14 protein-coding genes are annotated in these 22,760 nt (G+C 46.9%); 1 reads left to right on the top strand and 13 read right to left on the bottom strand.

Going from position 1 to position 22,760, the window contains the following annotated elements:
- From K9J17_01410 to K9J17_01350, 13 genes are all read right to left on the bottom strand, one after another.
- Entirely contained in the window at positions 1–1,416 is a 1,416-nt protein-coding gene (locus tag K9J17_01410) for a LysM peptidoglycan-binding domain-containing protein (protein ID MCF8275363.1), read from the bottom strand.
- Positions 1,417–1,814: 398 nt separating this feature from the next.
- Entirely contained in the window at positions 1,815–3,227 is a 1,413-nt protein-coding gene (gene gatA, locus K9J17_01405) for an Asp-tRNA(Asn)/Glu-tRNA(Gln) amidotransferase subunit GatA (protein ID MCF8275362.1), read from the bottom strand.
- Positions 3,228–3,245: 18 nt separating this feature from the next.
- On the bottom strand, positions 3,246–3,437 hold the full coding sequence (locus K9J17_01400) for a twin-arginine translocase TatA/TatE family subunit (GenBank protein MCF8275361.1): 192 nt from the start codon (positions 3,435–3,437) through the stop codon (positions 3,246–3,248).
- 14 nt (positions 3,438–3,451) lie between these two features.
- Positions 3,452–4,678: a peptidoglycan DD-metalloendopeptidase family protein gene (locus tag K9J17_01395; protein MCF8275360.1), complete on the bottom strand. Its 1,227-nt coding sequence runs from the start codon at positions 4,676–4,678 to the stop codon at positions 3,452–3,454.
- Positions 4,668–5,462 (bottom strand): DUF4292 domain-containing protein, encoded by a 795-nt coding sequence (locus K9J17_01390; GenBank protein MCF8275359.1) that lies wholly within the window; start codon positions 5,460–5,462, stop codon positions 4,668–4,670. The genes K9J17_01395 and K9J17_01390 overlap by 11 nt, the downstream gene beginning before the upstream one ends.
- 2 nt (positions 5,463–5,464) lie before the next feature.
- Complete coding sequence (locus K9J17_01385) at positions 5,465–7,189, bottom strand: tetratricopeptide repeat protein (protein MCF8275358.1); 1,725 nt, start codon at positions 7,187–7,189, stop codon at positions 5,465–5,467.
- Positions 7,186–7,620: a dUTP diphosphatase gene (gene dut / locus K9J17_01380; protein MCF8275357.1), complete on the bottom strand. Its 435-nt coding sequence runs from the start codon at positions 7,618–7,620 to the stop codon at positions 7,186–7,188. The genes K9J17_01385 and dut overlap by 4 nt, the downstream gene beginning before the upstream one ends.
- A 32-nt stretch (positions 7,621–7,652) precedes the next feature.
- Positions 7,653–9,128, bottom strand: coding sequence for a polysaccharide biosynthesis C-terminal domain-containing protein (locus tag K9J17_01375; protein MCF8275356.1), 1,476 nt, complete (start codon positions 9,126–9,128; stop codon positions 7,653–7,655).
- Between the two features lie 135 nt (positions 9,129–9,263).
- Positions 9,264–10,205, bottom strand: a complete 942-nt coding sequence (locus K9J17_01370; GenBank protein MCF8275355.1) for a type IX secretion system membrane protein PorP/SprF — start codon at positions 10,203–10,205, stop codon at positions 9,264–9,266.
- A gap of 2 nt (positions 10,206–10,207) precedes the next feature.
- Positions 10,208–18,298 carry a gliding motility-associated C-terminal domain-containing protein gene (locus tag K9J17_01365; protein MCF8275354.1) on the bottom strand — a complete coding sequence of 2,697 codons (8,091 nt, stop codon included), beginning with the start codon at positions 18,296–18,298 and terminating at the stop codon, positions 10,208–10,210.
- A gap of 194 nt (positions 18,299–18,492) precedes the next feature.
- Positions 18,493–19,317: a protein-glutamate O-methyltransferase CheR gene (locus K9J17_01360; GenBank protein ID MCF8275353.1), complete on the bottom strand. Its 825-nt coding sequence runs from the start codon at positions 19,315–19,317 to the stop codon at positions 18,493–18,495.
- A gap of 86 nt (positions 19,318–19,403) precedes the next feature.
- Positions 19,404–20,411, bottom strand: a complete 1,008-nt coding sequence (locus K9J17_01355) for a T9SS type A sorting domain-containing protein (protein MCF8275352.1) — start codon at positions 20,409–20,411, stop codon at positions 19,404–19,406.
- A gap of 103 nt (positions 20,412–20,514) precedes the next feature.
- Positions 20,515–21,336, bottom strand: a complete 822-nt coding sequence (locus K9J17_01350) for a T9SS type A sorting domain-containing protein (GenBank protein MCF8275351.1) — start codon at positions 21,334–21,336, stop codon at positions 20,515–20,517.
- A 450-nt stretch (positions 21,337–21,786) separates the two neighbouring features.
- Here K9J17_01350 and K9J17_01345 point away from each other — a divergent pair, with 450 nt between their 5' ends.
- Positions 21,787–22,704 carry a dialkylresorcinol condensing enzyme DarA gene (locus K9J17_01345; GenBank protein MCF8275350.1) on the top strand — a complete coding sequence of 306 codons (918 nt, stop codon included), beginning with the start codon at positions 21,787–21,789 and terminating at the stop codon, positions 22,702–22,704.
- The last annotated feature ends 56 nt before the right edge of the window (positions 22,705–22,760 follow it).

The raw sequence follows: 22,760 nt of genomic DNA, 5'->3' as shown, positions 1-22,760 counted from the left end.
TCAGCCTATTTTTAGTCGGGTTCCGATCTTTAGCGTAAAATGGCCGTCAATATTGTTCAGCTCTTTCAGCTTTTCTACCGTGATCCCGTTTTTCTTGGCAATATCCCAAAGGGTATCGCCTGCCTTCACCATGTGGTATCTCGGTTCCTTATCAGACGCTTCAGAAACGGTGGTTGTGCTGGTAGAAGTGGCATTGGCCGAACGGGAATACACCACTAGGTTCTGTCCTTCTCTGATCATATTGTCCCGAATCCCGTTCCAATCCCTTAGGTCATCTACGCGCACACGGTAGCGTGCCGCAATGCCGCTCAGCGTTTCGCCTCGGCTTACCTTATGCGTTTTTCGCACTTCCTGCATGATCTCGCCTTGGTTGGCGTAAGCCTCATTCACCTTCGGAGCGTTCAGGTCGTAAAGTGATTTCTGGTTTGATATGAAAAGCCCTGCTTTCTGCTTAGGCAAGATCAGCGCAATGCCTTCTTTCGTTTCGGGGATGGTGGTGTTTTTGAATATCGGGTTCAAGAACCGGATCTGCTCCAAGGGCATTTGCAAAACAGAGGCCACCGTGGCCAAATTGGTCTGCTTGTGCACGACCACGGTGTCCAATTCAAAGTGGAAGAAGTCGGGTTTTATCGGATAGAGGTTGTGGTCCGAGGCGTGGGTCATTACATAATTCACCGCTATGAATGCCGGCACGTAGCCCTGCGTCTCTTTGGTCAAAAATGGGCGCACTTCCCAGTAATCGCGCTTGCCACCGGCCCTTCTTATGGCCTTTAGTAAGGTTCCGGGGCCACCATTGTAAGCCGCCAGCACCATCTGCCAGTCTCCGAACATGTCGTACAGAAAACGGAAATACTGGCAGGCCGCCTCGGTCGATTTGTAAGGGTCGCAGCGGTCATCCACATACGAAGTGGAGTTAAGATTATAGATCTTTCCCGTCCTATACATGAACTGCCACAGACCCGTAGCGCCCGATTTGGACCTCGCATTCGGATTCAAGGCCGATTCGATCACCGCCAGGTACTTCAGTTCAATCGGTAGGTCGTATCGGTCAAGCGTTTCCTCAAATATTGGAAAATAGAGCTCGGTCAAACCCAGCATCTGCGATACCTTTTCCCTATGCTTCACCAAGTAAGCATCAATATAGGCCTTTACCGATTCGTTGTACACCAGATCAAACGGGCTTGCCTTGTCCAGTTCCTTCAGCGCAGCCACATAATGCTCCTTTGTGAAGGTAGGTACCTCACCTTCCTTCCATTTACGTTTGTTCAGCACCTTCACGTCAGTGGTAAACTTGCTCGTTTTAAGCCATTTCGATAATGCCATGCTATCCAGCATCACCAAAATAGGATCATCCTTCAGCAACTTCACCTTCGATGTGTCCGGATCGGTCGCCAACGCAACAGCCGAAACCAGCATCAGCATTAACATATTCAAACTTCTCCACATCATCCTTTCGTATCCTTGATCTTAACGGGCAATATCCTACAAAATTATTTAACATGCACAGCCAACGGGCAGTTGGCACAAGAAGCTATCAACCATCGTGTCTGAATTACTAGTTGGGCGTTCCCCCTGCTTTGCTCCGCAGGCTACGCAAGCGGGGTCAGGCTGTCCGCTCTATCTTTTTCCCTTCAAACATCGGTGGCGGTCCAAGGCATAGCTCCAGTGCACGCCCAAAGCCTGAGTGCAGTCCAAGGCAGAGCAAAGGGAAAAAGGATGCCGCTTCCATCCTTAACGCACGGCCGGCCCGGGGCGCATCATACGATCAAATAAAGCTTCTGGTAATTATGGTAACAGTCCAAAAAGACGGAACATCAAACAGCCCAGTCCTCCATTATCTGTTTTGCTCCAGCAAACATCTGCGGTTCCTCAAAGCGATTGGCCATTAACTGAATTCCAAAAGGAAGGCCGTCCTTCTCACCCACCGGCACAGATATGGCCGGAATTCCTACCAAGTTGGCAAATACCGTGTAAATGTCTTCGAGGTACATCTTTATCGGGTCGTCTGTGTTCTCTCCGAATTTGAAGGCCACGTCAGGCGTGGTAGGAGATAATAACAGATCATAATAGGCAAACAATTGTTCCGTAGTGTTCTTCAGCAGTCTTCTCACCTTCTGCGCCTTGCCGTAGTAGGCATCGTAGTATCCGGCAGAAAGCACGAAGGTCCCCAACATGATCCTGCGCTTCACTTCGGTTCCAAAACCTTCCGATCGAGATAGTTTGTAGGTGCTTTCGAGGTCTGTTGCCTTCTCGCTTCGGTATCCGTAGCGCATACCATCATAGCGCGATAGGTTCGAAGAGGCTTCGGCCATAGTAAGAACGTAATAGGTTGGTATCAAATAGTCCAGAATCGGAAAATCCACTGCATCCACCGTGTGCCCTTGGGCTTTCAGTTTATCCACCACGGCCAAAAACCGCACTTTGATGCTTGCGTCAATCGCATCGCTTTCCAAACACTCTTTCAGATACGCGAATTTCTTGGTGCTAAGGGGTTTCGGCTCAAAGCTAGGCACCGCTTTACTAGATGCAGTACTGTCAAAACCATCATTGCCCGATATGACTTCCAAAACCAACGAAGCATCTTCCACCGTTTTGCCGAAAACGCCTATTTGATCAAAGCTGGAGGCAAAGGCCAACAGTCCATGCCGCGAAACACGACCATAGGTAGGCTTCACACCCACAATGCCACAAAAAGAAGCAGGTTGCCGCACCGAACCACCCGTTTCAGAACCAAGAGATACATGACACAGATCGGCAGCTACAGCCACAGCCGAACCACCAGAAGACCCACCAGGTACCCTTGATCGATCGATCGGGTTCAATACGTTTCCGAATGCGGAGTTCTCGTTCGAACTTCCCATCGCAAACTCATCGCAGTTCAGTCTACCTATGATAATGGCATCTGCAGCCAATAGTTTTTCCACCGCAGTGGCACTATAAAGCGATTCGAAGCCTGTGAGGATCTTGCTAGCGCCTTGCACGCCATGACCTTCGTAACAGATGTTGTCCTTAATTCCCACTACAACTCCCGCCAAACGTCCGGCTGTTCCGGAAGCGATCTTTTTGTCAACGGCATCGGCAGCGGCCAAGGCATCATCGGCATATACAGCCAAATATGCATTCAGTTCGCTGGTTTGGGCAATTTGTGCCAAAAAAGCCTCAACCGTTTTTCTTACTGTGGTTGAACCGTTTTTAAGCGCTTGATGATAGGAAGCAATATTGGCCATTCAATAAATGGTCAGGGCTTAATCTTTCTTTTCAGAAATTCTGTCGTTCTCTTCACCCTTAGAAGCATCCTTGAATTCCTTGATGCCTTTTCCAAGACCTTTCATCAGTTCAGGAATTTTTTTCCCTCCGAACAGAAGAAGAACAATGATCAGGATGATGATGACTTCCTGTGGGCCTACAAAAGAGAGAAGAATGGAGCCGATTTTCATGTGGTCAAAGGTATTTATTTTTTACTCACGATCCATTTGGAAGGATCGAGTTTCATAGCGCCTTTCCATATCTCAAAGTGGAGAATGGTCTTTCCGTCTTCGCGGCTGGTAACTACCGAACCAAGATCCTGCTTAACGCTCACTTTATCGCCCATTTTCACCAGCACATCTTCTAAGTTAGCGTATACGCTCAGGAATTCGCCATGCCGCAGAATAACCGCTTTGTGTGCACCAGGTATGGATACAACAGCCGAAACAGTTCCTTCGTATACAGCGCGCGCTTTCGTGTCCTTGTCGGTGGTAATGTCAATACCGTTGTTCTCGATCTTAATGTCCCGCAGGGTTGGGTGCGCATGCTCTCCGAATGTTGAAGTGATGATTCCGCGTTCTGAAGGCCAAGGTAGTTTGCCGATATCGCCACTGAATTGGCCCGAAAGCTCCAATTCCTTTGGGGTAAGCGCAAACCCCGACTTGGTGGTAGTTGTGGTATTGTCTTTTGCCGCTTTTGCTTTTGCTTTACGAATCTCCTCTTCAATGATCCGCGCAATGGCGCTTTCCAGTTTCTTGGCATCACGCTCTTTCACCTTCAGGTCTTTTCGGAGTTGACCTTCCTTCTGCTTAAGCGATATGACCATTTTGTCCTGCTCTTCCTTTTCGGTAGAGAGTTGGATCTTCTCTTTCTCCTTGTCCTCTACCAGATAGGCCATTTTCAACTTCTTATCGGCCAGTTCCTCTGTGCGCGACTCCAAGGCTTTGCGCGTAGCATCAATTGCTTCTACTTGCTGCTGGCGGTGCTTGGCATACTGCTGAAAATACTTGACGCGCTTGTAGGCCTGATTGAAATCTTCCGAAGAAAGAATGAACATCAGACGGTCGTACTGACTCTGATTCTTGTAGGCATGATAGAGCATCTGGGCGTACTCGTCCTTCAATCGTTTCAGGTCGTCTTCCAACGATTTTACTACGCCTTTGGTCTCGTCTATCTGCGCTTCGATAAAATCTACTTCGCGAAGAATGGTATTGATGAGTTGCTGCCGCTTGTTGATCTTGGTGCTTAGCAGATTCAACTCGTTGAGCGTGGCTTTCTTGTTCGCCTCTGTTTCGTTCAGCAGCTTATTGGTGAACTCAATGTCTTTCAACAGCTGTTTTTTCTGTTGTTCGAGTTCGGTCTTGTTCTGCGCGATGGCCCAATGGCCCATCAGCACAAAAACCAACGCGGCTATGTAGCGACTAATACGCAACGTACTTGTTTGGGATGTTGAATGGGAACTTGAGGGAATCACTTTCTTCCACCTTCGACCATTTCAGCTCAATGCTCAGCTTTCCTTTTCCTTGAAGGTTGAATTGCATTTCGGTTGGAAACATCATGGTACCCACCGGCTCAAATCCTCCATAGGTGGCCACTATTTGATCTCCGGTAGCCTCGCTGTTCAAAAAGGTTTTGGTTACGCGCCAATTCTGCGGAGAGATATCGCTGATATGTTCTATAGGAGAAGCAGCCTTTTCGGGATTTACTTCCGATGGATTGGCCGCTAGCACATAATGGTCTCCAACGATGGATGAAGCGTAATCGCTCATATCATAGACCTTGGTGAACGCGCCTGTAAGGACCGATTGAATGACGCTGAAATCCTCTTTCAGTTTCAGCAGTTCGTTTGCTTCTTCAAAGGTACTGGTAATGAATTTCTGATCCATCCGGTTCAGCATTTTGACTGAATCGGGTGTGAGACAAAGACGGAACACCTCGATGCCCATGGCCGGAGTAACGGACAACCAGATCACGCTGTCTTTCTTGAGCCTTGCCCGAACGGAAAAGTTCTTCGTGTCGTTCTCTGTCTGATAGGTTACGTTGATCTTTGCGCTGAGGTAGTTGAACTGACTTTTGCGGAAAGTTGAATCGAGTATGGCCTCAGCATCTAAGGCAGGGAGCGCTGAACTTCCAGCAAGGGGTTGGAAGGTTTTGCAGCTGCTTAGCGCGAAGCTTAGCAACAGCCCAAAAAGGATCAATGATCGGAACGAATTCATCATCATGGAAGTTTTTTTCCTTCAATCTTGTCTAGCAGCTCATCGCTGTGGTCGCCCAATTCCAAGGCTCGTTTCCATTCTTCCATCGCTTTCGTTGTCTCGCCCATCTTATATAGGATGTCGGCATAATGCTCAATGATCACACCGCTTTGACTACCGCCATGCTCCATGGCCTTTAGGATCCACTCCAAAGCCGATTCGAACTTTCCTTGCTGATACAGGATCCATGCGTAGGTGTCTTCGTAAGAAGCTTGGCGTGGTTGTAGGAGATTCGATTTCTTCGACATTTCCTCTGCTCGTTGCAAGTTCTCGTTGCGCAGCGAAAGGAAGTAGCTGTAGTTGTTCAGGATAAGCGGATTGTTCGGGTCTTTCTTGATGGCCTTTTCGAAGGCATCATCCGACTCGTTGTACTGCTTCATGTTATTGTATACATCGGCAAGCACGGATAGCAGTTGAACGTTCAAGTACGTGTCTGATCGGGTGAAAACCTCGCCTACAGAGAGCGCAGCAGCGGCTTGGTTGTAATCCTTCAAGGCATTATTGGCAATACCGTTCATCAGATAAAGCGAACCCTGATTCGGGAAAAGCTCCATGGCCACTTTACTGTCGGCCTCCATGGCAGTAAAATCGCGGAGTTCGTAGCTGGTGTTTATCAGCTGACTCCAAACCATGAACCGGCTACTGTCCAATTTGACGGTTTCGTAAAACGAATCGCGCGATTCTTTCAGTCTACCATCGCGCAGCAGGAAATCGGCCTTCATAGCAAAGGCTTTCGCATCGGTTGGATGGGCGGTGGTAAGCAGATCCAACAGTTCGTAAGCTTGAGACAGCAGTTTATCATCTCCTTCGGTGAGGTTGTAGTACGACATCATCACCTGAATCTTGTTGTCGATGTTTAGACTGGGACTTGCAAAGGCTTTTTTCAGTTCAATAAACGAAGCTTCGTAGTCTTTTTTCTTTCGATGATATTCTGCAAGGTTGAGATGCAGGATCGGGTCTTCTGGATTGTTCTTCGACATCCGTTCGTAGACATCAAAAGCCTTATCGAGCATGTCGTTGGCTGTATACACCTCTGCCAACATGCCCAAATAGCGTTGCTCTCCTGGGAAATTCTCAATCAGCTTCTCAAGTTCCTTCACCGCATCATCTAAGCGGTCCATTTGCAGGTAGATCTTTTCTTTCTGAACCGAAATCTCCTCATTCACACCCATTTGCTCCTCAATCTTATTGTAGGCATCAATGGCAGGTTGCAATTTATTGAGGTAGAGGTAAGAAGTGGCCAGTTCGTAGCGGTAATCGACCTTGGTCGGATAGCGTTCGGTAAGATCCTCGTAGATCTTGGCAGCCGATTGATAATCGTTCACCCCAAGTAAGATGTTGGCGGTAAAAAGCGCGTACCATTCGTTCGCGGGGTCCAGTTCCATTGCCCGTTGTGCGAAGGGCAGGGCCTCGGCCACGTGGTCGCTGGTGGTGAGTAGGTTGGCCAGTTCGTAGTAAGAGGCCGCATGATCTGCAGATATCTTGATGCAATCGTGGTAGAGCGCAGCTGCATCTTCATAATTGCCCAACATCTTCTGCTTGTTGGCGTCTATGAAGAGCTCGGTTATCTTTCGGTTGTCATCATAGCTCAGCTCCTTTTCCTTCTTCTTCTTCTTACGCTGCCCAAAAGCAGCGCTGACGGAAATCGTCAGCAGGATGATCAATGCTATGTGAAGGAATCTACTCAATGCTTTCCAGTATGTCCGAATCCTCCGGCACCACGCACGGTCTCATCCAATGTTGTTACTTCTGACCATTGCACCTGTTCGTGCTTGGCAACTACCATCTGCGCAATGCGCTCTCCGTTCTTCACAACAAAGGCTTCATTGGAAAGGTTTACGAGCAGCACTTTTACTTCGCCACGGTAATCGGCATCGATGGTTCCCGGAGAATTAAGCACCGTTAGCCCGTGCTTGTAGGCGAGACCGCTTCGTGGGCGGATCTGCGCTTCTGTTCCCTTAGGCAATGCGATAAAAAGACCCGTTGGTATGAGTGCGCGCTCAAGGCTTTTCAGTTCAATGTCTTCTGCAATGTTGGCGCGCAGGTCCATACCTGCCGAAAGCTCCGTTTCGTAGTGCGGCAGTGCGTGGTCTGAAGCATTAATGATCAGTACTTCCATTCCCTTCTCTGTTCTCAAAAAGCGCTGCAAAACTACTTAAAATTGGGGCGGAGTAAGACCAGCGAAAATGCGGCATAGGTCAAGAGGAAAAGCCCATTGAGCAGGAAGCCGTAAGGCATTTCGGACACGTGCAGCGTTGCACTTGCCCAATAGAGGAGCACCGAGCCTCCGATCATGGCGGCCACCTTGCCCACTTCGTAAGGAACCGGGTAGTATTTTTTGCCCAACAGGTAAGACACCACCATCATGGAACCGTAACAGGCAAAGGTGGCCCAGGCCGATGCCATGTAGCCGTATTTGGGTATAAAAAGCATGTTGAGTACCAGGGTAATGATGGCCCCGAAGATGGCGAGACCCGCGCCAAAGGATGTCTTTTCGCTGAGTTTGTACCACACCGACTGATTGTAATAGATGCCGAGGAAGATGTTTGCCATGAGAAGGATAGGAACGACTTTAAGGCCCACCCAGTATTCCTCATTCGGAATAAAGTGCTTGAAAAGGTCGATGTAGAGCATCACCATCAGGAAAGTTCCGGCCAGCACCCATACAAAGAAGGTCATGATCTTGGCATAGAGGGCACGGCTTCCTTCTTCTTTCTCCTGCGAGAAAAAGAAAGGTTCGGCCGCATAGCGGAAGGCCTGAATCATGAGGCTGATAACGATGGAGAGCTTGTAGCAGGCACCATAGATGCCTAGTTGGTACATGGCGCCATCCTCGCCCAAAATGGGATAGAGTAGGCGTTTCAGCATCACACGGTCGAACATTTCGTTCATCATGCCTGCCAAACCTGCCACCAACAAAGGCAGCGAATAGATGAGCATGGGTTTGAGCAGGGTGAGCTGCGGCTTGGTGAGTCCGCGCAACATGGTTGGGGCCAGCAGTAGGAACTTGACGATACTGGCAATAAGGTTGGCAATGAACACATAGCCTACGCCTGTGCTTGGGTAGTAGAAGGTATCGGTAAGCCAGTTTCCGCCACCTGAGGCCACCAAGGGCAGGCAATAGCTGAGGTAAAAGAGGTTCAAACCCACGTATACCAGCACATTGGCAATGTTGATGCCTGCAAAGGTCTTGGCCTTGTTCTCGGTACGTAGTCGCGCCAGTGGAATGGACGAAACCGCATCGAGCCCCACGATGATGGCGAACCACACCACGTATTCCTTATTGTCGGGATATAGGAGCCAGTCGGCAATGGGCTGGGCAAACATGATGGCCATAAGAATGAAGAGGCCCGTGCTGCTTACCAAGGAGCTGAGCACCGTGGAGAAGATACCATTAGGCGTAAACCCTTCTTTGGTGGAAAAACGGAAGTAGGCCGTTTCCATTCCATAGGTGAGCAGCACAATGAGGAAGGCCACATAGGCGTACATCTCGGTAATGATGCCGTATTGCTGCGGCACAAACACTGCGGTGTGAAGTGGAACCACCAGGTAATTGAAGAACCGCGCCACTATGGAGCTTATTCCATAAATGGCTGTCTGACCTGCTAGCTTTTTTAAGATGGACAATCCGGTCTGTGTTGGTTGGTAGACGAACGGCCCAAAGGTCGGAACATTTGCTCCAACATATCAAAGAATGTTAATTGCTTCAAAATGAAAAGGCTCACGATTAAGTGAGCCTTTTAAATATCATGAGTAATTTAATTATTCGCTCTCTCCAGCAGGAGCGGCTTCCGTGCTTTCGGTGGCCACTTTCTTCCATGGTCTGAAACGTACACCGATCATCAATTCATGCGAACCGCTTGAATAGTTGCGCAAGTTAGAGGTGGTCATATCGTAGCTGTAGGCAATCACAAGATAATCCTTCACGGTAACTCCTCCCATAAAAGATACGGCATCCTTGTGGCGGTATGAAGCCCCAAGCCAAAACTGGTCTCTCCAATCTAACTTCAGTCCAAAATCAAGCTGCACAGGAGCTGGATAAACGTATTTCACCAAGAGGTTTGGCATGATGCCAAAATCGCCCACATGGAAAGTATAACCACCCATGGCCATGTAATGTCTGGCCAATTTGCTTTGCGGATCTGTTTGGTTCTCCAAGAACTTAAGGTTGTTGCCGATCAATTGTGGTAATGAGATACCGAAGTTGAAGTTCTTGTGTTTCAGATTCAGACCAAAGGTTGCATCTGCCGTATACACCGTCATTACTTGGTTCGGGAATACTGGGTCACCGTTCTCACGAAGCGTAACCTTGGTACCATCAATACGATACTGTAAAAGTCCGAAGCTCAATCCCATCCCCAATTTCAATGATTTGGAAAGTTTTAGGTGATAGGCATACGATAGGTAGAACCCTACACGGCTGGTTGGCCCGGTAATGTCGGCAAACACCGAACCGCCCATGCCCATATTATACTTCTTGAAGGGCCCGTGAGCAGAAAGTATGAAGGTTCGAGGAGCATCGGTAATGCCTATCCAATTAAGGCGATTATTCGATTTCACTTCCCAATAGTCATACTGTCCGGTAGTTGCCGGATTCAGGATATAGTCGTTCAGCATGTACTGGCTGTACTGCGGTATCTGCTGTCCGTAAGACGAGAACGACAAGCCCAGAAAAAGGGTTGATATGTATAGAAGTCTCTTCATCATCATCTAATTATAGTGATAGGCCCTGTGAATGGCTCAGCAAAATTCACTGAATGGATTACGTAATAATAGGTGCCTACAGGAAGGTCTTTTCCTTTGAAGCGTCCGTCCCATGGAATAGGATATCCGGGCGCTGATTGGAACAACTGTTGTCCCCATCGGTTGTAAACTTCCACAATCGCATCTTGGAATAGTTCAATGTTGTCGATGATCCAAGTATCGTTGATACCATCACCATTAGGCGATATACCGTCAGGGAATACGATTCCAGGTAAGACTTCAACCAGCACTGAGTCAGTGCTAGAACATCCATTGGCATCCACCACTGTTACGTAGAACATGGTTGTCTCATCTGGACTAGCCGTAGGGTTGGTGATGTCTGGGTTATCCAAGAAATCAGCAGGTTCCCAGCTGTAGGTCCAACCAGTAACAACACCATTGGCGTTCAGACCGATAGAACCACCCGTTGGAATCTGTACATCGTTTCCACCATCAACAGGAGGAATTCCGTAGGTGTAGATGGTAACCGAATCCACATCTGTACATGCTCCGATGGACACCGTCAAATAGTAGGTGGTGGTATCAGAAGGAGTGGCAGTCGGATCGGAGATCGTTGGGTCACTCAATGTAGTGGATGGACTCCACAGGTACGTTCCGCCACCAAAACCGTTCAGCACGATCGGTGTTGCCACGCAAACCGTATCATCCGGACCAGCATCAGCGTTTATGTTTACTAGCGTACCCACGCTGTAAGTGGCCGTAATAGAACAACCAGTTGCATCCGTAATTACTACTGTGTAAGCACCGAATATCACGTTATTCAGGTCTTCTGTGTTTGCACCACCAGGGCTCCAGTCGAAACTGTAGCCTGGTACACCTCCTACAACCGTTAGGTTGATGGAACCATCAGCAATATTGCTACAGCTAGAAGCAACGCTTGTTGCATTCGAAACAATTGCTGGTAGACCATTTACCGTGGCGCTTGCAAGTGCCGTACAACCATTAGCATCGGTTACAGTAGCTGTGTAAGTTCCAACACAAAGGTTGGTGCCTAGTCCGCTTGGGTCGTTCCATGTAACTACGTAAGGAGGAGTTCCACCGAGTGGAATAGCTGTTCCAACGCCATCGCAGTCGGTGCCGCAGCTTACATCTGTTGCTGTAGCAGTAAGGGTCAAGGTCAATGGTTCTACAATAATGACCGTAGCCTGTGTAGTACAAGCTGGAGATTGAGAATCGGTTACTGTAACGGTATACACTCCAGGACAAAGACCAGTGATGGTCTGGGTAGATTGGAAGTTCGGATCGTCCCAAGAATAAGAGTAAGGACCTACACCGCCATTAGCAAACACAGTAGCTGTTCCATCGCATGCACCGTTGCAGGTTACTTGCGTAGAGATAGGAATAGTTGCAGTTAACGCAGCCGAATCGGAAATAACCGCAACAGCATTTGCTGAACAACCTATATCATCCGTCACTGTCACTGCCCAGATACCAACACATAGTCCCGTTGCAGTACTTGTTGTCTGTACTGGGCTCGTGTTCCAAGCATATGTGAATGGAGGCGTTCCTCCAGCAGCTGTTACTGTTGCCTCACCAATACATCCAGAAGCACAAAGTACTTGTGTAGTGGAGGTGATATCGGCAGTAAGTACCGGTGGTTCAGTCAAGTTAATGGTAGTCGTGTCAGAACATCCAGAAGCATCTACCACGATAACCGTGTATGAGCCTGCACAAAGACCAGTGATGGTGTTAGTAGACTCAAGTCCTGGCAACCAAAGCACAGTGAATGGTCCTGTTCCACCAATTGGTGTAACCGTAGCTTCACCATCGCAAACACCACCACATGTTGGGTTCTGAACAGAAACCTGTGCATCAAGCTCTGCTGGTTCAATGATGGTTACACTGGTAGAGTCAGAGCAACCATTGGCATCGGTCACCACCACTTGGTAGGTTCCAGCACACAGACCAAAAATGAGCGGTGTGGTCTGATTACTTGGGTCATTCCATTGGTAGTCGTACGGACCCGTTCCTCCTTGTACAAGCACTCCTGCAATTCCATCGCAAGAACCACCGCAAGTGATATTCTGAACGGAGTCAAGCAATGTGAGAGGGAATGGCTCAGTGATAACTGTTGAAGACGTGGTAGTACATCCAAGTGAATCCGTTACAACCAATCCGTAAATTCCTGCACAAAGGCCTGTCACAGTATCATTTACAGTAGAAGCAGGGTCGTTCCATTGATATGTGTATGGAGCATTTCCGCCCACGGCCACTGCTACAGCAGAACCATCACAATTTCCAAAGCACGTAACCGACTCTGGAGTAATTGTTACGGTGATAGGAGCTGGATCGTTGATCGTCACATCTGTCGATTCCGTACAACCAGCAAGATCAGTTACAACTACGGTGTAAGTTCCTGCACAAAGCCCTACAACGGTATCGTTAGTTGTATTGGCAAGGTCGTTCCACTGATAAGTGAATCCGCCAGAACCGCCAGTGGCATCAGCGTATGCTTCACCATCGCAAAGACCAGAACATGTTGGATCCAAGGTGTTCGTGTTGATAACAATGACAGGTGGTTCATCCACAACAACTGTTTCTGTAGCTGTGCAACCATTGGCGTCTGTCACAATAACTGTGTAAGAACCTGCGCAAAGACCGGTAGCAGTTGAAGCTGTGCCTCCACTTGGAGACCAAGAATAGGTGTATGGTAAGGTTCCACCAGAAGCGATAATGGTTCCTGTTCCATCACATGCGCCCGGACAGGTAGCATCTGTAACCAATTGAAGGCTTAACGAGATCGGGTCTGGAGCATCTATCACCACTTGTTGAGTAGATTGGCATCCGTTAGCATCCGTTACTGTTACGTTATAGGTGCCAGCACAAAGGCCTGTGGCCAAGGCATTGGTCTGCGCACTCGGATCGTCCCAAAGAATGGTAAATGGCGCAGTACCTCCGTTGATCAGAACAGAAGCCGTTCCGTCACATGTTCCATCGCAAGTTGCATCGGTAGATGAAACGGTTACCACCGGTCCATCAATGTTGCTTACTGGAATGGTTTCTACTGTTTCGCAGCCACTTCCATCAGTGATAGTAACTGCATAGATGCCTGCACAAAGAGCAGATGCCGTTTCATTCACAGATACGTTAGGAGACCATACATAGGTATAAGGTCCACCATCTCCACCTGTTGTTGAAAGGGCAATTTCACCATTACACTGACCGCAGGTAGCTTGAGTTGTATTGGCGTTACCGTTTATCTGTGGCGGCTCATTTATGATTACAAGCTGGGTATAGATACAGCCCAAAGAGTCGCTGATCTGAACGTTGTACGATCCGGCACACAGACCTGTAACAGAAGAAGTCGTTTGTCCACCAGGAACCCATAGGTAGGTATAAGGAGGAACACCACCTATCGGTGTCACTGCAGCTTCGCCATCGCAAACACCAAAACAAGAAGCATCTGTGCTTGCTACTGTAGCGCCTGTAGGTCCACTTGTGTTGCTTACTGCAATGTCAAAATTCTGCGTACACCCAGTAGCATCGGTCACATCCACGGTATGAATACCAGGACAAAGACCAGTAACAGTTGTTGTTGTTTGACCATCTCCCCAAAGAACCGTGTAAGGAGGAACACCACCATTAGGAATCACTTCTATTTCGCCATTGCAAACACCGCAGGTAGCGTCTGTAACTACCGTATCGATAGCAACAGGAGTTGGTGGTTGAAAGATGGTCTCTGTAGCAGTTGCCACACAACCGTTACTTCCAGTTACCGAAATGGTATAGGTTCCAGCACAAAGGCCTGTAGCAGTTACCGTAGTTTGGTTATTTGGATCATTCCATTGATATGTGTACGGAGGAGTACCTCCCGTAACGAATACACTAGTAGTACCATCACACTCACCAAAACAACTAACGTCATTGGCGGTAGTGTTGGCTACAAGTAATTGAGGTTCTGTGATAATGACTGTTGACGTAGAGATACATCCGTTGGCATCTGTAACCACCACGCTGTAAGTCCCAGCACAAAGGCCAGTTGCCGTAGCAGTGGTCTGGTTACTTGGGTCGTTCCACTGGTACGTATATGGTGCAGTACCGCCAGTTGGCGTAACTGTAGCAGAACCGTTACACTGGCTAAAGCAAAGCGCGTTGGTAGAACTTGTAACACTTGAAGAAAGTCCGTTCGGTCCCGAAATAGTAACGCTTTGAGAAGCCACACATCCATTAGCGTCTGTAACTGTTACCGTATAGGTGCTTGCACATAAGCCTGTTGCTGTTGCTGTAGTTTGAGCTAAAGCATCATCCCATAGATATGTGTATGGACCTGTACCGCCCGTTACATCAGCTGTTGCTTCTCCAATACATATTCCGTCACATTGAAGATCAACAATTCCTGAGAACGTAATGATGATAGGGTCTGGTTCGGCAATGGTCACTGGTGCAATGAAATCGCAATTGTTTGCATCTGTTACCGTAACCGTGTATGAACCGGCACATAGACCAACAGCAGTAGCTGTTGTTTGTCCAGATGGGTCATCCCACAGGTAGCTGAACGGAGCAGTTCCACCAACGATAGATACTGTTGCCTCGCCATCGCAAGTGCCGTTGCAGCTTGCATCGGTTCCAACTGCACTAGCTGTAAATCCTACAGGATTATTAACAGTACCTGTTGTGATGTCGGTACATCCATTAGCATCGGTTACCTCAACGGTGTAAATGCCAGCACATAGGTTGGAAGCTGTGGCAGTTGTCTGTGTGGAAGGATCGTCCCACAAATAGGTGAAAGGAATGGTTCCGCCAGAAGGAATAACAGTGATGGCGCCATCACAATTTCCAGCGCAGGTTCCGTTATCAATGATAAGAATAGAAAGTCCTATTGGAGCAGGCTGAACGAGCGATAATTGATTAACAGCAACGCAACCGTTGGCATCTGTCAGGGTAACAGTATAAAGTCCTTCGCATAATCCTGTAGCAATTGAATCCGTCTGGTTAGAAGGGTCATCCCACAGGTAGCTGAACGGAGCAGTGCCTCCAGTTGGTGTTGCAATTACCTGACCATTACAAGAGTCGTTACAAAGTGGATCAGTCCCGGTCATGGTAATCGTAGCTGAAGGAATGTCGTTAACAAGCGAGGTTACAACTTCAGAACAGCCCGTTCCGTCAGTAACCGTGATGTTGTAGACCCCAGCACAAAGAGCTGTTGCATTCGTTCCTGTTCCAACAGATGGCGACCAAGAATAAGTAAAAGGTGCAACGCCAGAAATAGGCGTCAGTTGGATCTGACCGTTGCACTGGCCGCAAATTGAGTTAATGACCGTTTGACCTATGAGAATCTCCGCAGGTTCGCCAATGGTCACTGGTTCGGTGTAAATACAATTCAACGCATCCTGAATTTGAACGAAATACGTTCCTGCACATAATCCAGTCACGTTACTTGTGTTGTAACCTCCAGGTACCCATTGATACGTATAAGGAGCAGTTCCACCAATTCCCGTTACTGTAGCCTCGCCATCGCAAGAACCAAAACAGGAAGCATCAACGATAACCGTGTTCGCTCCAGTTGGACCGTCAATGTGGTCAACAGGCACGAAGAAGTTCGCGGTACATCCATTCGCATCGGTTACAATGACATTATAAACACCTGCGCATAGGTTTGTGATGGTGGCCGTAGTGGCTCCAGTGTTCCATAGGTACGTGTATGGTGCAGCGCCTCCAACAGGAGTAATTGTCACGGCACCATCGCATGAACCACAATTAGCTTCGGTGACATTGCTGTTAATTGTAATTGGGCCAGGTTCGTTAACTGTTGCCAATGAATCGTTGCTTCCACCACCGCTAAGGCCAATGTTCCAGTCGAAAATGAATCCATTATCAATAGCGAAGTTGTCGGTAATCGTAATTGTCCAATCTCCGTTAAGTGGACAGCCCAATAAACCGGAAAGTGGGTCAACTGAAGAATAAACGCCAGCAGGTAATGCTTGACCTTGACTCACAGTCACCGTGTTGCCAATGCCAGCCTCAAATTCCATGGTTCCATAGGTTGGCGTGTTGGTCCAGCAGTATTGGAAACCTACGCCATTCACAGGTGTGACGTTGTCGTTATCGTTCGCATCACCCAAGAAAACGCTTGCGCCAGTCTGTCCAGTTGGGAATGAACCCTCAAGGAGAACTGTTTGCCCATTCGGACAGCTAAGTTCAATGTCCAAATCGCTCAACCAACTATGCTCCATTGTGAGACAAACTCCTTGGAAGTCGTTGATGTCCGTCAATGTTCCTGTTGAAGGGAATCCGGTAATGGCAATGGTTGTATTGTAAGTAGCTCCAGTTCCATCAGGCAAAGCCAAGGTGCCTCCAGTAAAGGCACCACCAAGCGTTACTGCACTAGACGTACAACCATTTGCATCTGTTACCACTACCGAATAATCTCCGGCTGGAAGACCATTTATATCCTCCGTTGTCTGACCCAATGGATACCACTGGTAGGTGTATGGGCCAACGCCACCGGAAACGGTAAGGTCGATGGCACCATCAGAACCACCCTCGCAACTCACATCCGTAACTGCAAGAGAGATAACGATAGGGTCAGCGTCAACGATGGTGAAATTTTCGACAACTGAACAACCAGTTCCGTCTGTTACAGTAAGTGTATAGTTTCCCGCGCACAGGTTAGAGGCCGAAGAAGCATTTCCACCGGCTGGCTGCCAATCATAAGTAAATGGAGAGTTGTTTCCGGTGACAGTTGCCGTGGCAGTTCCATCGCAAGATCCATTACAACTGATGTCTGTAGAAACAACGCTAAGCTGAAGCTGATTGTCAGTGATTGTAAAAGATGCGGTTTCCTGACAACCATTGTTGTCGGTAACAACAACGTCATATGTTCCAGCACATACTGAAACAGAACTTGGGCCGTTGGTGATATTTGGAGACCAACTGAAGGTATAAGGCAAGGTTCCTCCAGTTGGAGACACGCTTACGGAACCATCACACAGCCCACCGCAAGAAGCATCAGTACTTGCTGGATTCAGAACTAGAACCACAGGATTTAAAATGTCAACAGCCAAAGAATTTTGGCAACCAGCAGCATCGGTAACAACCACTGTGTAGGTTCCTGGAGCCAAGCCAGACGTGTCTTGAGATGTACCCCCGCCTGGAGACCACAAATAAGTATATCCACCAGCACCACCTGAAACAGAGATGTTGATTGATCCATCAACCAAACCGTTACATGAAACGTCTTGATGCGTTTCAGTGATTGAAATCTCAGTAGGTTCGACAATAACAACTGTTGGAAAGGTATGCGTACAACCGATAGCATCTGTGACGGTAAGCGTGTATGGACCGGCCGCAAGCCCAGTTATGTCTTCAGTTGTTTGCGCTGTACCTGTCCATGAGAATGTATACGGAGGCGTTCCTCCAGTAATTCCTGAAGAAGTTATTTGTCCGTCTGTTCCGCCAAAGCAAATCGGGTTATCTGGCGTCAGCGTACCAGACCAATCAGCAGGAGAAGTAATGGTGAATGGTTCACTTTGCGAACAGCCATTAGCGTCAGATACTTCTACACTGTACGAGCCACCATTTAATCCGAAAATTGAATCTGTTGAGCCAGGAAATGGAAGCCATGAATAAGTATAAGGGCCAACACCTCCGGTTACATCAACCACAGCTGTTCCTACGTTCCCGTCCGGACAACTGTCATTTGTTGTGCTTACCGTAATGCTAAACGGTGGTGGGTCATTGATTACAGTAAATGTGATGGCGGCCTGACAGCTTCCTCCAGATCCATCTTCTCCAACTACAATTACCTGATAGTTTGTAACACCGGACCCAAGCCCAGTGAAACAATAGCTAGTTGCCGTTTGTTGACCTGAGGAAAGAACCAATGGACCATTGAACAATTGGTAGGTGTAATCGGGAAATCCACCAGACACGTAAATGCATATCTGACCATCGTTGGCCCCGCTGCACGTTACATCGGTTGTGACTATGGAATCGATGACCACGGGACACTGCGCTTGGCCTTCCGTAGAAAGAAGAAGTATCGTAATTAGTGGAAGTCCGAATGAGAGTAGTTCGCGTAAAGCTCGCTTCATGTCAGTAAGTTGATTAGGAAAGTCAATGTTATGACTGGTTGAATCATGGTTGAAATCAAGGGGTTAAAGTACAATTTTTACGATTATGCAACATGACGACAAAAGTGAGTGTTTGGAGCATTTGTTTTGACAAATTGGCGGACAGGATTTTCACTTTACCGAACTCATTTTGAATACAAACCATGAGTGTTGACCTAGATTTTTCGGTAGATTTTCTCCTTGGCATCAACCACTTCGAAGGCGTATCGGTCATCCGAAAAAATCAGACTTTCCTTCGAGCCGAGGCACAAGTATCCGCCAGATGTTAAACTTTCTTTGAACAAGTGGATAACTTTTGATTGAAGAGATTTTTGAAAATATATTAACGTGTTTCTGCACATTATAAGGTCGAATTTTCCAATGATTTTCGCTTGCTCTAGGTCGTGTTCAAGAAAAGTCAAACGATTTTTCAGGAAGTCGTTGAAAATGGCATTCCCATTTGCTTTAGAATAGTAATCGGAAAGAGGATGACTGCCGTCAATCTGATCGTAATTGTGTTGAAATGAAACCAATGAGGCGGTTGAGTATTTTCCCGCAGCTGCTTGCTTTAAAACAGTCCGGTTTATGTCGGTAGCAGTAATGTCTGAACGTTCGAGCAGGTTTGCTTGATGTAGCATAATGGCTAGCGAATAAACTTCTTCTCCGCTGCTGCAGCCCGCATGCCAAATGTTTAATGGATTCTTTTTGGACAGTTTAGGAATAACGTGATTTTGGATCACAGTAAAAAAACTGGGGTCGCGGAACATTTCCGTGACGTTCACTGTCATTTCGTTCAGGAAAAATGCCAAGTACTCGGCTTCATTTTCAATTTTGAAAATGAGCTCATCAACGTTTACACACGAAGTGCGGTCAACGACCCGCTGAATTCTTCTTGTGACTGAATCCCTTGAATACTCTGAATAATTGATGTTGGCAGTGCGAAAGACAACTTCAATTATCCTATCAACTTCGGCTTCTCCAACAACTACGAAATTGGACACGGCAATAAAAGGCTAAAGCTTAGAAAGAGTCGTTGTAAAAGGTTCTTCATGCCAGATAATTTGGAACCAATTTGACCAAACCATGATCAATTCTGGACAATGAATCTCTCAGCGTGAATACCTTTTGTGGTTTCAATCTGTACCATATAAACACCTGATTGAAATTGCTTGGAATCGACAGTAATTATTCCAGCGGCATTTTGAATTGACCGAGTATAAACAGTTTGCCCTACGCAGTTGTAAACGGAAAGCACAAGATCATCACCAATATCTGAATTCATCTGAATAAAGAATTGTCCGTTGTTCGGATTCGGGTAAATGCTGAAATCCGTTTGATTGACTGCCGCATTAATACCGACACTTTCAAGATTTAAAAATGCTGTGTCGCTGCCACAATCGTTGTTTGCTACCAACCACATCGGGAGTGTTCCGCCTGAAGTGTAAGAATGTGTTGGTTCAAAATCGGTACTGAAAGTGCCATCACCAAAATTCCACTCGTAATCAGTTGCATTCAGTGAAAGATTGTTGAATTGAATGTCATACATCTCCAAGTTTGGCGAAAACGCAGCAACTGGAAGCGGATTCACAATTATCTGGACCGAGTTGGACGAACTAACGCAACCGATCCAATCTTCAATGGAAACGATAAAGGTTCCGCTTTCAAATACGGTGATCTCTTCACTCACAGACCCAGTACTCCATTCATAATATGGATACCACACAGGTACTGAAAGTGTGACGCTGCCGCCTTCGCAGAATTCGGTTGGCCCACTTACATCTATGGTAGGCTGAGGTGGATTGGAAACCTGTTCAACCACAAATGCCAATGTATCTGTGCAACCTGTATAATGAGTTACCACAACCTGATAGCTACCGGCAGTGAGGAGCACATTTTGACTGACCTCTGATGTTGGAAGCCACTCGTAACCGACATAACTCTGTTCGATGCTCAGTTCGGAACCTGGAGAACCAACACAATAAGAAGTGTTTCCCAAAAGCGTCAGTGGAAGATGTGGCGGACAATTGATCTGTGCGAATGAAAAGCGAACAGACGCAAGCACCAAAAGCAATATGAAACCGTATCTCAGAAACATGGTGGGTAAAAATAATACTTAGTGGCCGAGTGATGTGTTGATCTGAGGGAAATAAAAAAGGCGGTGAAATTTCACCGCCTTTTTACACCTGAATGTGTTCAGATTATTTCTTTTGAGTTCTGATCAAAGCTTGGTGACCATTGATGTCAGCTTTTACCAAATAGATTCCAGCAGGAACACCAGTAAGATCCAGATTCAAACGGTTGGCACCCAAACGGATTGCTTTGGTGCTTGTTTGAACCAATGCACCAGTGATAGAATAAACTTCAATAGTAGTCATTCCAGCAACTGAAGAATTGATGTTCAATGTAGCAAGACCATCAGTTGGGTTTGGGTAAAGACCTAATGAGAAAACCTCATTGTTTTCTTCAATCCCGTTCGGATCAGCCACATTCATTGTGTATCCAGTTTCATCCAAAGCTCCTGGAATCGGTTGTGGAATAGCAAATGAAGAAGGAATTCCGAAAGTTGCCAATTGACCTGCAAATTGTGAAAGGTCAGCTTCTCCAGAAGTCAGTGTAGTGATGTCAATTGTGAACATACCTGCTGCAGTTGGAGTTCCAGCCAAAGTGATGCTTCCAGCAGCATTAGCAACGTAAGTACATGGAGTTGCATCGCAAGTTGCAGTTACTCCTGCAGGAAGGCCAGAAACGCTTAGTGTAGTTGAAGAAACGTTCAACGGAAAGTTCTGACCAGCAAGGAAACCAGTGAAGGCAGCAGCTTGTGGAAATGCAGCAGCAACAGCAGCGCCAACAGTTGCACCATCAACAGTAGATACTGCTGGTACGGTGAAGTTGATCACTTGACCTGCGTAAGCAACATCTTTTGTTCCTGCTGGAAGAGCAGATGCAGATGGATTGTACATCTGAGCGTTAACGCCCAATGCAAATCCCAAAGTCAAAATAGAAAGTAGAGTTTTTTTCATTTTACTGGAGTTGATTTTTGTTTAAGTGTAGGCCAAAGATATAAAACCAATATGTTCCAAAGCCAATTCTAATTATCAAACAACATTTTTTGGGAACAAAAAACGGCCAGAGAATCGTCTCTGGCCGTTTTTACACAGTTCCTTTTTCCGATTTAGGCTCAAATACCAATCGGCATTCTTGTTTTTTCCACCAACAAAAGCTCGGTGAGTGACATTTGTAGCATCACGCGAATTTCGTTTGCAAATCGCTGCTCTGAAGCTGTCAATCGTTTAGTGGCTGTTCCTGTTTCCATGATCTTTATATTTTTCTATTGTTTCGATGCGTTCTGGATTTCTTAACGGTGGTTTGCTTTTACTGTTTCCATTAACCGACAAACGACATGCTTAATTTGATGAGCGACCAATTTGGCCGTAAACCATAAAAAGTGAATATCATTGTTGCTGTAGAAAATGAAGATTCTCGTACTCTATTATTCGCAGACCGGACAATTGCAAGAGATTGCCAAAAATTGTCTTTCTCCGTTGGTAAGCGACCCATTAACAGAAGTGGATTTCGTCAAAGTTGAAACGGAACACACGTTTCCTTTTCCTTGGACCCGCTTGGAGTTTTTTAATGCATTTCCCGAATCTGTCTATGGAACTCCGTTTAAATTGAAACCGATAGAAGTGGACGACTCAAAGAATTACGACCTCGTTGTTCTTGCTTACACCGTTTGGTATCTCAATCCGAGCATTCCAATTTCAAGTTTACTGCAACATCCAGCCGCGCAACGGATATTCAATGGTAAAAAGGTGATCACGCTCTTGGGGTCGCGCAACATGTGGGTATTGGCTCAAGAAAAGGTGAAACGACATCTAAAGAATCTGCAAGCCGACCTCATCGGAAACATCGTTCTCATAGATAGGAACAAAAACCTGGTCAGCATCATTACTATTATAAGGTGGATGTTTTATGGAAAGAAAGACCCTTTCTGGGGATTTCCACGCGCTGGTATAATTCAAGATGACATTGAAAAAAGCAGCCGATTTGGCAAGGTGATTTTGAATCGCTTGAAGAGCAATGATCTATCCGACATGCAGCAAGAACTGAACGCGCTTGGTGCCGTGGAGATTAATCCATCATTGGTGATTCTTGAAAAAAGAGCCACCAAGCTTTTTGGTATGTATGCCGGTTTTCTGAGTAAGAAAGGCGGGTTTTACGACAGGGCTCGAATGGGCCGCGTCAGTCTGCTGTCCTATCTGTTGCCCATTGGGGCTTTCATCCTTTCTCCCATCACAACAATTTCTTCATTCTTGATTTCTGTCATTAAGCGAAAAGAATTGTCTGCCGAGATTCGTTACTACAAACAGAATTCGCTTAATGAGTGAACATTTTTACGAGAATCTACTTATTTGAATTTAACGTTCACCAAACATACCTTTGC

The organism is Flavobacteriales bacterium (genome assembly GCA_021739695.1).
GTDB lineage: Bacteria > Bacteroidota > Bacteroidia > UBA10329 > UBA10329 > UBA10329.
The sequence above is the reverse complement of the archived record's forward strand: the minus strand, read 5'-3'. Positions and strand labels throughout refer to the sequence as shown.

Bases quoted from the DNA above. Each gene is read 5' to 3' on its own strand.
- K9J17_01345 (MCF8275350.1), top strand. From the start codon at position 21,787: ATGAAGATTCTCGTACTCTATTATTCGCAGACCGGACAATTGCAAGAG.
- K9J17_01365 (MCF8275354.1), bottom strand. From the start codon at position 18,298: ATGAAGCGAGCTTTACGCGAACTACTCTCATTCGGACTTCCACTAATT.
- K9J17_01350 (MCF8275351.1), bottom strand. From the start codon at position 21,336: ATGAAAAAAACTCTACTTTCTATTTTGACTTTGGGATTTGCATTGGGC.
- dut (MCF8275357.1), bottom strand. From the start codon at position 7,620: ATGGAAGTACTGATCATTAATGCTTCAGACCACGCACTGCCGCACTAC.
- K9J17_01410 (MCF8275363.1), bottom strand. From the start codon at position 1,416: ATGCTGGTTTCGGCTGTTGCGTTGGCGACCGATCCGGACACATCGAAG.
- gatA (MCF8275362.1), bottom strand. From the start codon at position 3,227: ATGGCCAATATTGCTTCCTATCATCAAGCGCTTAAAAACGGTTCAACC.
- K9J17_01355 (MCF8275352.1), bottom strand. From the start codon at position 20,411: ATGTTTCTGAGATACGGTTTCATATTGCTTTTGGTGCTTGCGTCTGTT.
- K9J17_01400 (MCF8275361.1), bottom strand. From the start codon at position 3,437: ATGAAAATCGGCTCCATTCTTCTCTCTTTTGTAGGCCCACAGGAAGTC.
- K9J17_01370 (MCF8275355.1), bottom strand. From the start codon at position 10,205: ATGAAGAGACTTCTATACATATCAACCCTTTTTCTGGGCTTGTCGTTC.
- K9J17_01390 (MCF8275359.1), bottom strand. From the start codon at position 5,462: ATGAATTCGTTCCGATCATTGATCCTTTTTGGGCTGTTGCTAAGCTTC.